Source organism: Streptomyces sp. JNUCC 63, assembly GCF_054366325.1.
Genome location: NZ_CM135963.1, coordinates 900,584 through 914,421, shown reverse-complemented (window position 1 = coordinate 914,421; position 13,838 = coordinate 900,584). Strand labels below are relative to the sequence as shown.

Here is a 13,838-nt window from a genome sequence, read left to right as displayed (position 1 = left end):
TGGTGGGGACGGGGCGGTGCAGGTGGTACGGCCGAGCAGCGGCTCCTGACCCGCCGAACGCGCCGGAGCCGACGGCGAGGGAGCCTATGATCACCGTTGAAACGCGTCAACGGTGCCGTGAGTGTGGCGTGTTACCGGTGCGGCGGCTCTCTGCCCCAGCCCGCGCACCATTCCTGTCGGATCGAAAGTCGACGGCCCGGCATCCGTTGCGGGGGATGGCGCCCTGCTGTCGGTCCCTCAACACTGGTGCGCACACAGGCGGTGGAGGGGGCACGGGCATGGCGACGCCCACGGAACCGGCGCGGTCAGTGGTACCGGAGCGGCGGCCGGAGCTGGATGCGATCCGGACGCTGGTCGTGATCGGGCTGGTCTTCTTCCATTCGGCGCTCGTGTTCGCCGACGGCGACGACTTCTACGTCAAGAACGCCGAGACCACCGAAGTCGTCCTGATCACCGCCGGGTTCGCGGTCGTATGGGCCATGCCGCTGCTCTTCCTCATCTCCGGCCTGGGCGCCTGGCACTCGCTGCGTCGCCGCGGCCCGGACGGCTTCGCCAAGGAGCGGCTGCTGCGGCTGGGGGTGCCGCTGGTCTTCGCGACCCTCGCATTGAACCCGCTGCCGCAATGGCTGCGGCTGCGCTCGGCCGACGCCGGCCACCACGAGTCGTACCTCGGCTTCCTGCCCCGTTTCTACGACGTGCACCTGGTACCCGCGGAGTTCCCCTTCCTCCTCCAGGGCGAGCACTTCGAGACCGGCCATCTCTGGTTCGTCGTACTCCTGTTGGCGTTCTCGCTCATGCTGGCGCCGTTCGTGCGATGGCTGCCGCGCGAGCATGTGCGCCGCATCGGCGACCGGGCGGCGCACGCGGTGCTGCACCGGCGCGGCGCCGTGCTTCTGCCGGCCCTCGTCTTCGCCGCGGTCTGTGCCTTCGCCGGGATGGAGCAGGACTACGCGGGCTGGCACCGCTGGTCGTACCTGCTGTTCTTCATCGCCGGTTTCACACTCGCCGCAGACGACCGCTTCCGCGTCGTGATGCGGCGCGAAGCCTGGCCTGCCGCCTGGCTCGGCGTCGTGTTGTTCGCGGCGTCCGGTCCCGGATTCGTCCTGGCCGACGAGCCCATGACGGAAGCGACCGTCCTGGCCACCGCCTCACGGGCACTGTTCGGTGCGGCCGGATGGTGCCTGGTACTCGCCATCCCCGGCCTCCTCGACCGCCGACGGCTCCGGCACCCGTCGGCGGCCTCGGACCCGGCTCCGAGAACGCGTCGGCGCCTTTGGCGCCATCTCGCCGCCGCCGTGCTGCCGCTGTACGTCCTGCACCAGCCGGTCGTGGTCGCCGTCGCCTACTTCGTGGTCGGCTGGTCGGCGCCGATCCCGGTCAAGTACGCCGTCCTCGTGGCGATCTCCCTCGTCCTCACCCTCGCCCTGTACGAACTGCTGATCCGCCGTACACGAACAACCCGCTTCCTGTTCGGGATGCGCTCCTGAGCGGGATCACCCGCACTCCGGCAACCGGCCCACCGCGGCGAGCAGTTCGCGGTTGCGGGCCTTCGGGCTCGGCGGCGGCGCGTCGGCACTCTTCGTACGGTCCGCCGTTGGTCGGCACCCGACCGAAAGCCGGTCGCCGCTCCCCGCCGGCAGGCGCGGTCACCGGTTCTGCACCACGGGCACTTCCAGGCGGAGTTCGTAGCCGCCGTCGGCCGTGGGGCCGGCGGTGACGGTGCCGCCGAGGAGTTCGGCGCGCTGGCCCAGGCCCGCGAGGCCGTGGTGGGCGCTGGGCAGGGGGAGTGAGGGACGGGTGGGAGCGGTGTTGGTGACGGTGACGTGGACCGTACCGTCCGCACAGCGGACGCGAACGGTCGCCGTCGCGCCGGAGGCGTGCTTGCGGACGTTGGTCAGGGCTTCCTGGACGGTGCGGTAGACGGCGCGCTGGACCGTGGGCGGAAGGTCTTCGGGCAGGTCCGTCTCCAGTTTGGCCTCGATGCCGCTGCCGTCGACCAGTCGCCGCAGGTCGGCGAGGGACGGCTGGGGAGTGAGCTCGGTGGGGCGGATGCCGGAGGCGCGCAGCACGCTGACCATGTGCCGCAGCTCGTCCAGGGTCTGCACGCTGAGCCGCCGGATCGTGGCCGCGGCCTGTCTGGTCTCGGCGTCCCGGCTGCCGACCTGGAGGGCCCCTGCCTGTACGGCGATGAGGCTGACCTGGTGGGAGACCACGTCGTGCATCTCGCGGGCGAGCTGTGCGCGTTCTTGTGCCAGGACGCTCTGGGAGGCGAGCAGCCGTTCGTGCTCGCGGGCCTCGGTGATCTCGGTGAGCCGCAGCGACAGTTCGCGCCGGGCCTGGACGAGTTGGCCGAGGAAGACGGGAGCGGCGGCGGTGGCCAGGGTGTAGCTGAGGTGGACGAGGTTGTGGGTGCCGGCGAGTTGGTTCGTCTTCAGGGTCCACCACGGCCAGGGCAGGAAGTCGGTGATCCCGTAGACCAGGGCACAGCCGGCCAGCAGGACGCGGTGGCGGCTGAGCGAGGACAGCGTGTACAGCGCTGCCGTCGTGGCGAACACCGCGTCGGTGATCAGGGCGGTGGGGACCGTGAGCACGAAGGTCGTCAGCGGCAGACGACGTCGCAGGGCGAGGGCGCACGCGCCGAGCAGCGCGCAGGCCATGGCCGGCTGCTCCGTGAGGTCGACGTTCACCCAGGCATCCGTCAACGAGGCCCCGACGAGGGCGGCGTCCAGCAGCGGAGCGGGCGGTCGTCGGTTGTTCATCGACCGTCCCCGTCCCGCGGTGGCCCGAGCAGCCCCGCGCGCTCGGCGATCAGGACGGCCTGCACACGGCTGCTGACCTCCAGTTTGCCGAGCACGGCGCTGACGTGGCCCTTGACGGTGCCGGTGCTCAGGTGCATCCGCTTGCCGATGTCCGTGTTGCCGAGTCCTTCGGCCATGAGGACGAGGACCGCTCGCTCGCGCTGGGTCAGCCGGGCGGTGAGGCGGGCGGCGGGCTCGCGCGCACCCGTGCCGAGAAAGCCGTCCACCACCGTGCGAGTGACCTTCGACGACAGCACCGTCCCGCCCTCGGCCAGGGCCCTGACGAGATGCGGAAGCTGCTCCGGGTCGGTGTCCTTGAGCAGGAATCCGGCGGCGCCCGAGCGCAGCGCGGTCGCCACGTACTCGTCGGCGTCGAACGTGGTGAGCATGGCCACGACCGGCGGCTCCGGCATGCGGCGGAGGTCGGCCAGGACGGTGAGCCCGTCCACGTCCGGCATCCGGATGTCCAGCAGGACGACGTCGGGGTGCGACTCACGCACCGTCCGGACGGCCTGGCCGCCGGGAACCGCCGCCACGACCTCGATGTCGTCCGCCCTGTTGAGGATGTGCGTGAAACCCCCGCGGATCAGGGCCTCGTCGTCGACCACCAGTACCCGGATCAACCAGCGCTCCGCTCGTCGCATGCCCGCGTGCGATCTGTACCCACGTCGGGGCCGTCCCCGAACGGGTCGGAGGCGTTTGCCCACCGATCGGCCGTACGCTTCACACCCCTGGCCAGTCGGCCGGGTTGCTTCGGCCGGTCGGCGGGGTGCATTCGGCAAGACACCGGGGTGACGGCGCCGGGTGTGTGGCAAAGGCTGAGAGTATGACGCAGAACGCATTGCCGGCTGTGCCGACCGAGATGTCATCCGAGACCCGGGCCGAGCCTCAGGCTCGTCATTCCTCCCCCTCCGCCGGCACGCCGTCGGCGGGGCGGCTGATCGGTATCGACCTGGCCCGTGGGCTTGCCGTCTTCGGCATGTACTCGTCCCACATCGGCCCCGACGTGACGGTCGGCGGGCCGGTGGGATTCCTGATGGAGATGGCGCGGGGCCGCTGCTCCGCCCTCTTCGCGCTGCTCGCCGGCTTTTCGCTGGTCATCATCACCGGCCGTCCGCGTCCAAGGACGGGGCGCGCCGGCCGTCAGGCCGTGGCGAGGATCGTGATCCGCGCCGTCGTCCTCATGGCGCTCGGTTACGCTCTGACCGCTCTGGACACCGTGGTCAACATCATCCTGAGCTTCTACGGACTGATCTTCCTCATGGCCCTTCCCCTGCACCGGCTGCGGGCCAGGACGCTGGCGCTCATCGCCGCCGCGGAGGCACTCGTCCTTCCCCAGGTCCTCTACGTGCTGCGGCAGTCGGTGAAGGAGGGGAACTGGGCGGACGCCGTCATCGCCGGGGACCCCCTGGCCCGGATCACCGGTACCGACGGGATGGTGGAACTCCTGATCACCGGCTCGTATCCGGTCCTCACCTGGATGCCGTTCCTGCTCGCGGGCATGGCAGTGGCCAGACTCGACCTCACCGGGTCCGGCGTCCGCTCCCGGCTGGCCCTCGCAGGCGGCGCCCTCGCCCTGCTCGGCTACGGCGGCTCCTGGCTGGCACTACGCCTGGTTCCCCACGCTCTTTCCATCATCGCGAACGCCACGGGCAGCGGGTCGGCGTCGTCCGCGTGGTGGTCCGACACCGTCGGCAAACCCGAGGACGGCACCCCGGTAGCCTGGTTGCTGGTGGCCGCACCCCACAGCCAGACCACCTTCTCCATCCTCGGCAACACGGGCTTCGCCCTCGTCCTGCTGGCCGTCTGCCTGACCGTCGCCGACACGATGCCCCGCCTCACACGCCTGGCCAGGCCGGTCTCGCAGGTCGGGATGACAGCGCTGACCGCCTACGTCCTGCACATCGTCGCCCTGTGGTTCTTCACCGACGTACTGCACGTGGCCGCGATCGAGGCCGACACCATGGCCGCGCTCCCGGTACTCCTCGCCTTCATCGCGGCCGCCACGCTCCTCGCGACCACATGGACCCGCCGCTTCCGGCGCGGCCCCCTGGAGCACGTACTCCATATCGCCACCCGCCCCGCGCAGCGCATCCCATGAGCTTGCTCCGCTTTGACGGACACCATCGGTGTGGTGGTCACAGAGGGCGTGCTCGGCCGCGGACCGGAACGCTTCGTGAGCAGCGGTGAAGGTGCCTTCGCGGCGGGCCTGGTCGAACGCTTCGGGGCCGGCGGAGCGCCGGGCTTGGCCGGCAGGACCTCCAGGAAGTGGTCCGGCACCAGCCGTTCGGCTCCTTTGGTGGTGAACCTGGGGTGCCGGGTGATCCCGGTCCGGCCGCGGAAGACGACTACCTCGCTGGAGCGCAGGAGCACGTGGACGGTGAGGCCGATGAACCGCACCGGGACGGAGTGGCGGCAGGCACGGACCGCGACCATGCCGTAGTGGTCGACGCGAGGGGTGAACGCCGGCCCGGTCCCGAACGGCGCCTCGGGCAGGGGCGGCCGGAGCGGGGCCGCGCGGGCGAAGCCCTGACCGATGGTATGGATGCGCGTTCCGATCCGGCGGTCTTCCTCGGTCTGCTCGAACCGGCGAATGCCTCGTTGAGCTCCTCGAGGGAGTCGACCCGCGGAACCGGGGTCAGGTAGTCGCGGCGCCAGTGACCGACCTGGCCCTCCACCTCCCTTCTCATGGGCGCCGCGAAGGCCCGGCTCGCAGTGGAAGGGAGTGATCGAAAAGTGCCGCCGGAAATCGGTCCAGCGCGGGTGCTCGTCACACGAGTGACTCTTGTGGGTCACCCGGGAGACCGCGGGCGAGAGATGGTCATGGCGGATCCGACCGGCCGGGACACCGACCAGGGTGCGGAACGCGTGGACGTGGCCGTCCAGGAATGCTTCCTGCCCGCTCCTGTCCGACGAGCAGTGCGACCAGGTGTCCTGGCCGGTCGGCCGGCGCCGACCCCGCTCGAGCGGGCCGTGCTCGTGGCGATCGCCCCCCGTCCTCACGGTCACCGCGACCGTGTCAGGCGTCAACCGCTCCCTCGCGGCACCGGCGACGGTTGCCAGGGCCGGAGTTTCCGTGTCGGTCCGCCTTCAAACGGAGGCGGCCGGAACGCAGTGGTGGCCGGTGGGGATGCCTCCGGTCCGGAACTGCCCGGGAGGGTGCCTCAGAACCTCCCGTCGCCACCGCGTCACGGGGCCGCCGGGTGCCAGGTGTCCGCGTCAGGCCGCCGCCAGGTGCGGCATCCGGCTGCGTGAACTGGACGAATCCCTCGAGCACGGCCGTGACGCGAAAGGCGACCGCGGCGTGACGTACAGGCGAGGCAGAGCGCCGGCCCGGCCGTCGGACCCGCGGGCCGAACAGCACCGGCGGCGTCGGCGGGTGCCGACGACCCTGGCGGGGAACGGCTCGGCCCGGTGCGCGACGACACGGCGCGACCGGGCCGATAGCGGTGGCGCGGTGCTTTCCCCGTGCGGTGCGTGGCCTCCCGCCCGGCGCCCATACTTGAGGTGACCGCCAGTGCCCGATGAGAGGTTTCGACCGGCCGCTGTTCGGCACGTGCGCCTCACCGTCATCAGCCGGGGCGGTGCTGTACCCGGTGACCGGTTTCCGCCCGGCTCCGCTCCGGGACCGAGCGGTGAAGGGAAGAGCCCAGATGGCGACGACCGTCGGTGTCGAAGAGGAATACCTGCTGGTCGATGCGGCTACGGGCTTGCCGGCCGCGCGGGCGGACAAGGCACGCGCCACGGCCTGCCTGCAGCCCTTCGTCGCTGCCGGGGAGGTGCAGTCGGAGCTGCTGCAGGCGCAGGTCGAGGTGGCCACTCCGGTGTGTGCCGAGCTGGGCGAGGTCGGCGGGCACCTGCTGCGTCTGAGGCACGCTGTGGCGGGTGCGGCGGAGGCCCACGGCTGCCGGCTCGTGGCGAGCGGGACGCCGCCCTCCCATCAGGAGCAGCCTGTGCCGGTCACCGACCACGCCCGCTACCGGGCGATGCAGCGGCAGGCTCCACAGCTGGTGGCCGAGCAGGTGGTCTGCGGCATGCACGTGCATGTGGCCGTGCCCGGCCGGCACGTGGGCGTGGAGGTGATGAATCGAATCCGCGTGTGGCTGCCGACGCTCACGGCGATGTCGGCGAACTCGCCGCTCTGGAAAGGGCACGACACCGGATTCGCCAGCTGGCGCACCGTGATCTTCGACCGGTGGCCGGTCAGTGGCGTACCGCCGCACTTCGCCGACGAGGAGGACTACGACCTGCGGGTCCGGCGGCTGCTGTCCACCCGCGTGATCACCGACACCGGCCAGCTGTACTGGCAGGCACGGCTGTCGGAGCGCTATCCCACGGTGGAGATCCGCTGCATGGACGTGCAGCTGCGCGCCGGCGACGCCGTCATGCTGGCCGGCCTGGTCCGTGCCCTGGTGGAGACCGCGATGCGCGAGGCGGCCGCCGGCATCCGCGTACCGCGGTGCGCTCCGGAGCTGATGAAGGCAGCGATGTGGCAGGCCGCCCGGCACGGGCTCGGTGGCGACCTGATCGATGCTCAGGGGTGCCGTCGCCGCGCCGGTGACGTAGTGGGGCGGCTGCTGGAACACGTGGGCTCCGCGCTGGAAGCAGCCGGCGATCTGCGGGAGGTGGCCGCTGTCGTGCACCGCCTGCTGCGGGAAGGCACGGGTGCGGACCTGCAGCGCCAGGCTCTGCACGCCGGCGGTCTCGACGCCGTCAACGGTCTGCTGGCCTTCACCGACATCGGCGGCGGCCCGGAAGAGCGGCCGGCGACTTCCCCGCGCACCGACGGCGTCGTCCCCCTGCGGACCTTCGGCGGCACCACGGCAGAGTAGTCGGGTCGCCCGGGGGTGAGATTCCCCCGGGCGACCCGACTGATAGTTCTTGTGCCGGTGCCGCCGCGATTCCGTGATCATGAATATTGGTGCGTTCGCTGAGATTCTTCAACCGGCGGGGCCGGGTCGCCTCCGGCGGCAACCCCCGTGCCGTGGCAGCCGCCGGCGCTACTGCCCGGGACACGGACGCGAGCCCAACCCTGGCGGGGCGACCCCGCAGGGCTGTCGTGAAGGTGGGCCAGGACCTTCTCCGCGGCCGTACGCCGGTCCAGTTGACAGACGGTCATGTCGCCGGTGACGTACTCCTCACCCGCCTTGCGCACCAGCGCCGCCCACACCACGCGGAAGTCGAGGCACGCGGCCTCCAGCAGTGAGGACAGCGGGACACCCTGGTGAGCGCGCTGCGTCAGTGGTGCCCTGGTCCGACAACACCTGGCTCTTTCTCGACTTCTCGACGCTCGATGGGTGTCGTCAGTCGTGCACGGGAGGCAGAACCCGGCCCGTGCACTCCCCGAGTGCGATGACGCTGCCGTTGGGGCCGGGAGCGGTGGCCCGCATGCTGACCTCGTCGCCGTCTCGGAGGAAGGTGAACTCGCTGCCGTCCTTGAGGATGAGCGGCTCCGAGCCTCCCCAGCAGATCTCGAGGAACGATCCGCGCTGGTTGCGCTCCGGCCCGGAGACGGTGCCGCCGGCGAAGAAGTCACCCGCGCGCAGGCCGGCCCCGTTGACCGTCATGTGGGCCAGCATCTGGGCAGCGGTCCAGTAGGTCTCGGCGAAGGGGGCCACCGAGACCACCTCGCCGTTGAGGGAGATCTCGATCTGCAGGTCGAAGCACCACGGGTCGGCGTCGCTGTCGTCGAGGTACGCCGAGAGCGGGGTGTCCCGGGGCGGCGGCGTGACGCGGGCCCCTGCCAGGGCGGCGAGCGGAGTGACCCAGGGCGAGATGGTGGTGCGGAAGGACTTGCCGAGGTTGGGGCCGAGGGGGACGTACTCGAAGCTCTGGATGTCGCGCGCCGACCAGTCGTTGGTGAGGGTGAGACCGAAGATGTGCTGCTCGGCCTCGGCGAGCGGCACACGTCCCCCGGACACCGGGGAGCCGAGCACGAAGCCGACCTCGGCCTCGATGTCGAGGCGCCGACTGGGGCCGAAGCTGGGCGCCCCCTCGGGCTCGGGCCGCACTCCCTGCGGGCGTGGGAAGTCCGATCCGCTGGGGGCGATGGTGCCGGCCCGGCCGTGGTAGCCGATCGGGAGGTGCTTCCAGTTCGCGGTCAGCGGCTCCATGTGCGGACGGAAGATCTTGCCGACGTTGCGGGCGTGGAACTCGTTGCCGTAGAAGTCCACGTAGTCGGCGACGGTGAACGGCAGGCCGAGCGTCGCTTCCGTCACAGGCACGGCCGGCGCGACGACCGCGTCGGTGTGCTCAGGGTTCCGCAGCACCGCCTGCAGAGCGGCACGCACTTCGTCCCACACCGCCTTGGAGCAGGCCAGCAGCCCATCCAGGGAAGGCGAGTCGACGGCTTCCCGCGCGGTGGTGCTGATCTCTCCGCCGGCGAGGGCCAGCACGGCCGCCACGTCGAGGACGCTGTCTCCGAGCCGTACGCCGAGCCGGGGCGCCGCGCCCCGGGCCGTGAACGATCCGTAGGGAAGGTGTTCGACACCGTTGCCGACGGTGCCCAGGGCTGCCGCGGCGCTGTCGGGGTGCGGGGTGCTCATGCGTGACCTCCGTGGGGGGTGGGAAGAAGGGCTGGGTCCAGGAGGCCGAGTTCGACGAGGGACTCGACCGGCTCGAGGATGCTGCAGGTGCCGAAGGACTCGAACGTCGTACGCCATCCCGCGTCGGCCTCCAGGTAGGCGCGGCGGACCTCGTCACGATCCTCCAGCGACAGCATCCGTACGACCTCTGCCAGGGGCGCGCCCCGCTGCGCCGTGGCGGTGGCGAGGGCGATGTTGAGGAAGCCGTGGTGCGGGAACCCGGTTTCGGGTCCCACGTGCCGGATGGCCTGGTGGAGTCCGGCTGTCAGCTTGTACGGCACTTGGGCGGCGGCTGCCGCGGTGATGACCGTGGCGAGCTGCTCGGCGGTGGGGAACAGCGCGGCGTCGAGGCCGCCTGTCCGGAACTTCAGACGTGCCGGCGTCCCGGCGAGGAGCGCGACTCCTCCTTCTCGCACAGCGGTGCCGGGCAGCTCGACGTGGACGGTGCAGGAGGACGTCGCGGCGAGGTCCACCGCCGCACGCGACTGGTCGCGCCATCGCTCGTCGGTCTTCACCTCCAGACCGGAGACCACGAGTCCTTCCGGGGGGTTGTCGGCGAGATGGCGCGCCTCGTCGAGCGCACCGGGGGCCACGACGAGTCCCGCACGAAGCGGTTCGCTCGCGAGGTCGCGGCCGAGCTCGGTGCTCGTGGTCCGGGCGAGCCGTGCGGCGACGGGAACCCGGTCGACCGTCAGCAGGAGCGGTCCGACCAGTGCCGCCAGGGGCGTGGATCGCCGGGCCAGGTGCGCTCGTACGGCGTCCGGCAGGGTGGCGGAGCCCGGCGGGAAGACCGCGGCGTCGTCGAAGAAGCCGGCGAATGCCGGGTCGGTCGTCGTCACGCGAGCCACCGCCCGCCGCTCCAGGACGACGCGTAGGCCTTGTCCTCGGCCTCCAGACCGGCCTCACCCAGCTGCAGCGGCCGGAAGGTGTCGACCATGACGCCGGTTTCGTCGAAGTAGTCCTTGCCGAGGCTGGCCTCGATCGCGCCGGGCTGCGGCCCGTGGGGATGGCCGCCCGGGTGGAAGGAGATCGAGCCGAGACCGATGCCGGAGCCCTTGCGGGCCTCGTAGTCGCCTCCGACGTAGAACATGACCTCGTCGGAGTCGACGTTGGAGTGGTAGTAGGGCACCGGCACCGCCTTCTCGTGGTAGTCCACCTTGCGCGGCACGAAGTTGCAGATCACGAAGTTGTCGCCCTCGAAGACCTGGTGGACCGGCGGCGGCTGGTGCACCTTGCCGGTGATCGGCATGAAGTCGGCGATGTTGAACGTGTACGGGTACAGGCAGCCGTCCCAGCCCACCACGTCGAACGGATGGTGGGGCAGGGTGTGGACGCTGCCGGTGATTCCCGCCGGGCTCCGATGCTTGATGTAGACATCGACGTCCGTCTCGTCGACAAGGAGCGGCTCGGACGGTCCCCGCAGGTCGCGTTCGCAGTACGGGGCGTGCTCGAGCAGCTGCCCGTACTTCGACAGGTATCGCTTGGGCGGCGCGATGTGGCTGTTCGCCTCGATGGCGTAGAGCCGGACCTCCCGGCCCTCCTCCACGACCCATCGGTGCGTGGTGGCGCGCGGGATCATGACGTAGTCGCCCTGCCGGGCCGGCAACGCACCGAAGACGGTCTCGACGACGGCCTCACCGGCCTCGACGTAGACGCACTCGTCGCCGAGCGCGTTGCGGTAGAGCGGCGAGGTGTCGCCGGCGACGACGTAGGAGACGCGGACGTCCTCGTTGCCGAGCACGAGACGACGACCCGTGACGGCGTCGGTCCTGGCGATGGTCGAGGCGTCCACGAGGTCGTGCAGCTTCAGATGCCGGGGCAGCAACGGGTCGTTGGGGGTGAGCGTCTGGTCGGGAAGCTCCCAGCGTCGTGCTCCCACGACCGCTGACGGGATGTGGCGGTGGTACAGAAGGGAGGAGTCGGAGGAGAACCCCTCCTCACCCATCAGTTCCTCGTAGTACAGGTCCCCGGTGTCCGACCGAAACACGGTGTGCCGGACCGGAGGCACCTCACCGAGCGAACGGTAGTACGCCATCGGGTGCTCCTTGGTGATCGTTCAGCAGCGATGTCCTCCGAGCATGGGAGCGCGCCTGAGGAACACGCAAAGCCACCCGCGAACGCCCGGACGCCTCGTCGCGGCGCCTCATCCCGGCCGATTTCCCGCTCATCACGTGCGCGAGGCGGGGCTCGTCACGCCGGCGGGGCTGCTGATCCGGCCCGGTGAGACCGTTCACGTTGACATGGAAATGAAATGTTCGGCGTGTCAGAGTCGGAACCGGGTCCTCGGTGACCCAGGGCCACAGCAACGTCGTGCCGGCAACGTCAGGAGAGGAGGTCGATGCCGTGATGACACGCGACGTCGGCGACGACCCCCGTGCTCGCCGTCCGCGGACGGGCGCCGCCTCGGTCTTCCCGGTGCCGACCCAGCGCCTGGCGGTGGTCGACCTGGGGTGTGAGCTGCACACCCGACCCCATGTCGGGGCGATGGCCGAGCGGCTGAACTGGAGTGTGCTGCACCTGAACGGCGCCGAGGAGCTCGGATGGGCGCTCACGGTCAACCGCCCGGCTGCCGTGCTCGTCGTCCTCGCCGCGGACCTGCCGCCCAACCCCATGATCATCGAGCGGATACGCCGGGCCACGCGCGCGCCCATCGCCGTGCTCGCCGACGTCAGCGGCCCCCAGAGCGTCGCGCTCATCTCCGCCGGAGCGGACACCGTCGTGTCCACGAGCACCCGCGAAGAGGAGTTGGGCGCTCGCCTGCTGGCGTTGGTGCGCCGGGCGGCCGAAGGCTCCGACGCGGGCGCCCGCTACCTTGCGTCCGGGCCGCTGCGCGTCGACCTGTGGCAGCGAGAGGCCACCCTCGACACCGAGCCGGTGAGGCTGACCGGCACGGAGTTCAAGCTGCTCGTCTGTCTGATGGAGGCCGGAGGACAGGTGGTGCCGGCCAGCCGGCTGGTCTCCCGCGTGTGGGGGTGGGCCGGTGGTGACGACGGACTCAACACCCTGCGCATCGGAGTCGGGCGCCTGCGGCGCAAGCTGGGCGACACCGTCCAGGAGCCGCGCTTCGTGCTCTCGGTGCGCGGCTCCGGCTATCGGTTCGGCGGTCAGGTCACCGAGGTGGGAGCCAGGGAGGAGGAGCGGCACGCGTCCGAGACGGGCAGCGACCTGCTCCTGGCCGAGCGGCTGGCCCGGCGCTGCGAGGAGCTCGCCAGCGCGCCCGACGCCAGGTCCGCGGCGAGCCTGGTCACCCGTTCCCTCGTCCAGGAAGGGACGGTCGACGCGGTCGGCCTGCACCTGCTGGACGGCGATCGACTGCAGTTGGTCGCCCACCACGGTTTCAGCGCCGCCTGGCAGGAGGCTGCCCAGGAACTGCGTCTGGCCGACTCCGGCTTCGCGGCCGTACGAACACTCTCCGCGGAGGAACCGGTGCAGCTGCGCCGCTTCTCGGCCAAGGCGGGATACCCTCGCACGGCAGCGCTGGCTCGCGTGGAGCTGCCCGGCACCTACCTCTTCGTCCCGCTGCGCAGCGGTTCGTCGGTGGTCGGGACGATGGGCCTCCACCGTCACTCCTCCGAGCCCTTCGGTCCGTTGAGCATCACCTACCTCAAGGCGGTCGCGGCTCTCTGCGGTGTCTGCCTGAGCGCTCGTCGGCGCACCTCGTCCACCTGATGTCCGATCACCCTTCCCGATCCGCTTCCGCCGGCAAGCCGGCCGTGAAAGGAACCGCCATGGCTGTCCTCTCTTCCTCCGCCACCGAGGCGCTGCACGATCTGCTGTCCGACGGGATGACACTGGCGGTGGGCGGGTTCGGCCTGAGCGGCATCCCCGGTGACCTGATCGACGCGGTCCGCGCCTCGGGCGTCCGCGACCTCACCGTCATCTCCAACAACATGGGTGTGGACGGGGTCGGTCTCGGTGTCCTCATCGAGGGCGGCCAGGTCCGCAAGGTCGTCGCGTCGTACGTCGGTGAGAACAGGCTCTTCGCGCAGCAGTACCTCGACGGGGCGCTCGAGGTGGAGTTCAACCCCCAGGGCACCCTGGCCGAACGACTCCGCGCGGGCGGCGCCGGTATCCCCGCCTTCTACACCCGCACCGGCGTCGGCACCGAGGTCGCGGAGGGCAAGAAGACCGAGGTCTTCGACGGAGTCGAGTACGTGCTCGAGCGTGGGCTGGTCGCCGATGTGGCGCTGGTGCGCGCCCATCGCGCGGATCCCGCCGGCAACCTCGTCTACCGCTACACCGCGCGCAACTTCAACCCGGTCGTCGCGACCGCCGGCCGGGTCACCGTGGCGGAGGTCGACGAGGTCGTCGGTGAGGGCGGGATCCATCCCGACCACGTGATCACGCCGAGCATCTATGTGCAGCGCGTCGTACGGACCTCCAGCCAGGTCAAGCACATCGAGCAGCGCACCACGCGGCCGCGGACCGCGGCGCCCGCCTGAGCACGTACCGAGCA

The 13,838-nt window shown here is 70.9% G+C and carries 10 protein-coding genes and 1 pseudogene; 5 read left to right on the top strand and 6 right to left on the bottom strand.

All coding sequences use genetic code 11. The features are described from left to right. Nucleotides 1-278 precede the first annotated feature (278 nt). Nucleotides 279-1,487 (top strand): acyltransferase family protein, encoded by a 1,209-nt coding sequence (locus ACX25U_RS04190; RefSeq protein WP_454389169.1) that lies wholly within the window; start codon nucleotides 279-281, stop codon nucleotides 1,485-1,487. Between the two features lie 159 nt (nucleotides 1,488-1,646). Here ACX25U_RS04190 and ACX25U_RS04185 read toward each other — a convergent pair whose 3' ends face one another. Then, on the bottom strand, nucleotides 1,647-2,759 hold the full coding sequence (locus tag ACX25U_RS04185; RefSeq protein ID WP_454389167.1) for a sensor histidine kinase: 1,113 nt from the start codon (nucleotides 2,757-2,759) through the stop codon (nucleotides 1,647-1,649). After that, the gene (locus ACX25U_RS04180; RefSeq protein WP_454394812.1) at nucleotides 2,756-3,421 is read right to left on the bottom strand and encodes a response regulator; all 666 of its coding nucleotides are present in this window, start codon (nucleotides 3,419-3,421) and stop codon (nucleotides 2,756-2,758) included. The genes ACX25U_RS04185 and ACX25U_RS04180 overlap by 4 nt, the downstream gene beginning before the upstream one ends. A gap of 239 nt (nucleotides 3,422-3,660) precedes the next feature. On the opposite strand from ACX25U_RS04180, the gene ACX25U_RS04175 reads away from it, so the two are divergent. Beyond that, nucleotides 3,661-4,899, top strand: coding sequence for a DUF418 domain-containing protein (locus ACX25U_RS04175; protein WP_454394810.1), 1,239 nt, complete (start codon nucleotides 3,661-3,663; stop codon nucleotides 4,897-4,899). A gap of 248 nt (nucleotides 4,900-5,147) precedes the next feature. On the opposite strand, the pseudogene ACX25U_RS04170 reads toward ACX25U_RS04175, so the two are convergent. Further along, nucleotides 5,148-5,234: pseudogene (locus ACX25U_RS04170) on the bottom strand (hypothetical protein); the annotation flags it as partial. 1,217 nt (nucleotides 5,235-6,451) lie between these two features. Here ACX25U_RS04170 and ACX25U_RS04165 point away from each other — a divergent pair. Further along, nucleotides 6,452-7,630, top strand: coding sequence for a carboxylate-amine ligase (locus tag ACX25U_RS04165; RefSeq protein ID WP_454389165.1), 1,179 nt, complete (start codon nucleotides 6,452-6,454; stop codon nucleotides 7,628-7,630). Nucleotides 7,631-8,101: 471 nt separating this feature from the next. On the opposite strand, the gene ACX25U_RS04160 is transcribed toward ACX25U_RS04165, so the two are convergent. From ACX25U_RS04160 to ACX25U_RS04150, 3 genes are read right to left on the bottom strand one after another with little or no spacing between them, the layout of a single operon-like run. Next, nucleotides 8,102-9,343 carry a fumarylacetoacetate hydrolase family protein gene (locus ACX25U_RS04160; protein WP_454389164.1) on the bottom strand — a complete coding sequence of 414 codons (1,242 nt, stop codon included), beginning with the start codon at nucleotides 9,341-9,343 and terminating at the stop codon, nucleotides 8,102-8,104. Then, a complete protein-coding gene (locus ACX25U_RS04155; RefSeq protein WP_454389162.1) occupies nucleotides 9,340-10,221 on the bottom strand; it encodes a hypothetical protein in 882 nt (293 codons plus the stop codon). The genes ACX25U_RS04160 and ACX25U_RS04155 overlap by 4 nt, the downstream gene beginning before the upstream one ends. Continuing rightward, complete coding sequence (locus ACX25U_RS04150; protein WP_454389160.1) at nucleotides 10,218-11,417, bottom strand: homogentisate 1,2-dioxygenase domain-containing protein; 1,200 nt, start codon at nucleotides 11,415-11,417, stop codon at nucleotides 10,218-10,220. Before ACX25U_RS04150 ends, ACX25U_RS04155 begins: the two co-directional genes overlap by 4 nt. Before the next feature lie 311 nt (nucleotides 11,418-11,728). Between ACX25U_RS04150 and ACX25U_RS04145 the strand changes: the two genes are divergently transcribed. Together ACX25U_RS04145 and ACX25U_RS04140 are read left to right on the top strand one after the other, a co-directional pair. Continuing rightward, entirely contained in the window at nucleotides 11,729-13,051 is a 1,323-nt protein-coding gene (locus tag ACX25U_RS04145; protein WP_454389158.1) for a winged helix-turn-helix domain-containing protein, read from the top strand. 59 nt (nucleotides 13,052-13,110) lie between these two features. Further along, on the top strand, nucleotides 13,111-13,824 hold the full coding sequence (locus ACX25U_RS04140) for a CoA transferase subunit A (RefSeq protein WP_454389156.1): 714 nt from the start codon (nucleotides 13,111-13,113) through the stop codon (nucleotides 13,822-13,824). Nucleotides 13,825-13,838 lie beyond the last annotated feature (14 nt).

What these genes read in the sequence shown, in the direction of transcription:
- ACX25U_RS04190 (WP_454389169.1), top strand. Translation starts at nt 279, where the DNA reads ATGGCGACGCCCACGGAACCGGCGCGGTCAGTGGTACCGGAGCGGCGG.
- ACX25U_RS04185 (WP_454389167.1), bottom strand. Translation starts at nt 2,759, where the DNA reads ATGAACAACCGACGACCGCCCGCTCCGCTGCTGGACGCCGCCCTCGTC.
- ACX25U_RS04175 (WP_454394810.1), top strand. Translation starts at nt 3,661, where the DNA reads ATGTCATCCGAGACCCGGGCCGAGCCTCAGGCTCGTCATTCCTCCCCC.
- ACX25U_RS04165 (WP_454389165.1), top strand. Translation starts at nt 6,452, where the DNA reads ATGGCGACGACCGTCGGTGTCGAAGAGGAATACCTGCTGGTCGATGCG.
- ACX25U_RS04160 (WP_454389164.1), bottom strand. Translation starts at nt 9,343, where the DNA reads ATGAGCACCCCGCACCCCGACAGCGCCGCGGCAGCCCTGGGCACCGTC.
- ACX25U_RS04150 (WP_454389160.1), bottom strand. Translation starts at nt 11,417, where the DNA reads ATGGCGTACTACCGTTCGCTCGGTGAGGTGCCTCCGGTCCGGCACACC.
- ACX25U_RS04145 (WP_454389158.1), top strand. Translation starts at nt 11,729, where the DNA reads ATGACACGCGACGTCGGCGACGACCCCCGTGCTCGCCGTCCGCGGACG.
- ACX25U_RS04140 (WP_454389156.1), top strand. Translation starts at nt 13,111, where the DNA reads ATGGCTGTCCTCTCTTCCTCCGCCACCGAGGCGCTGCACGATCTGCTG.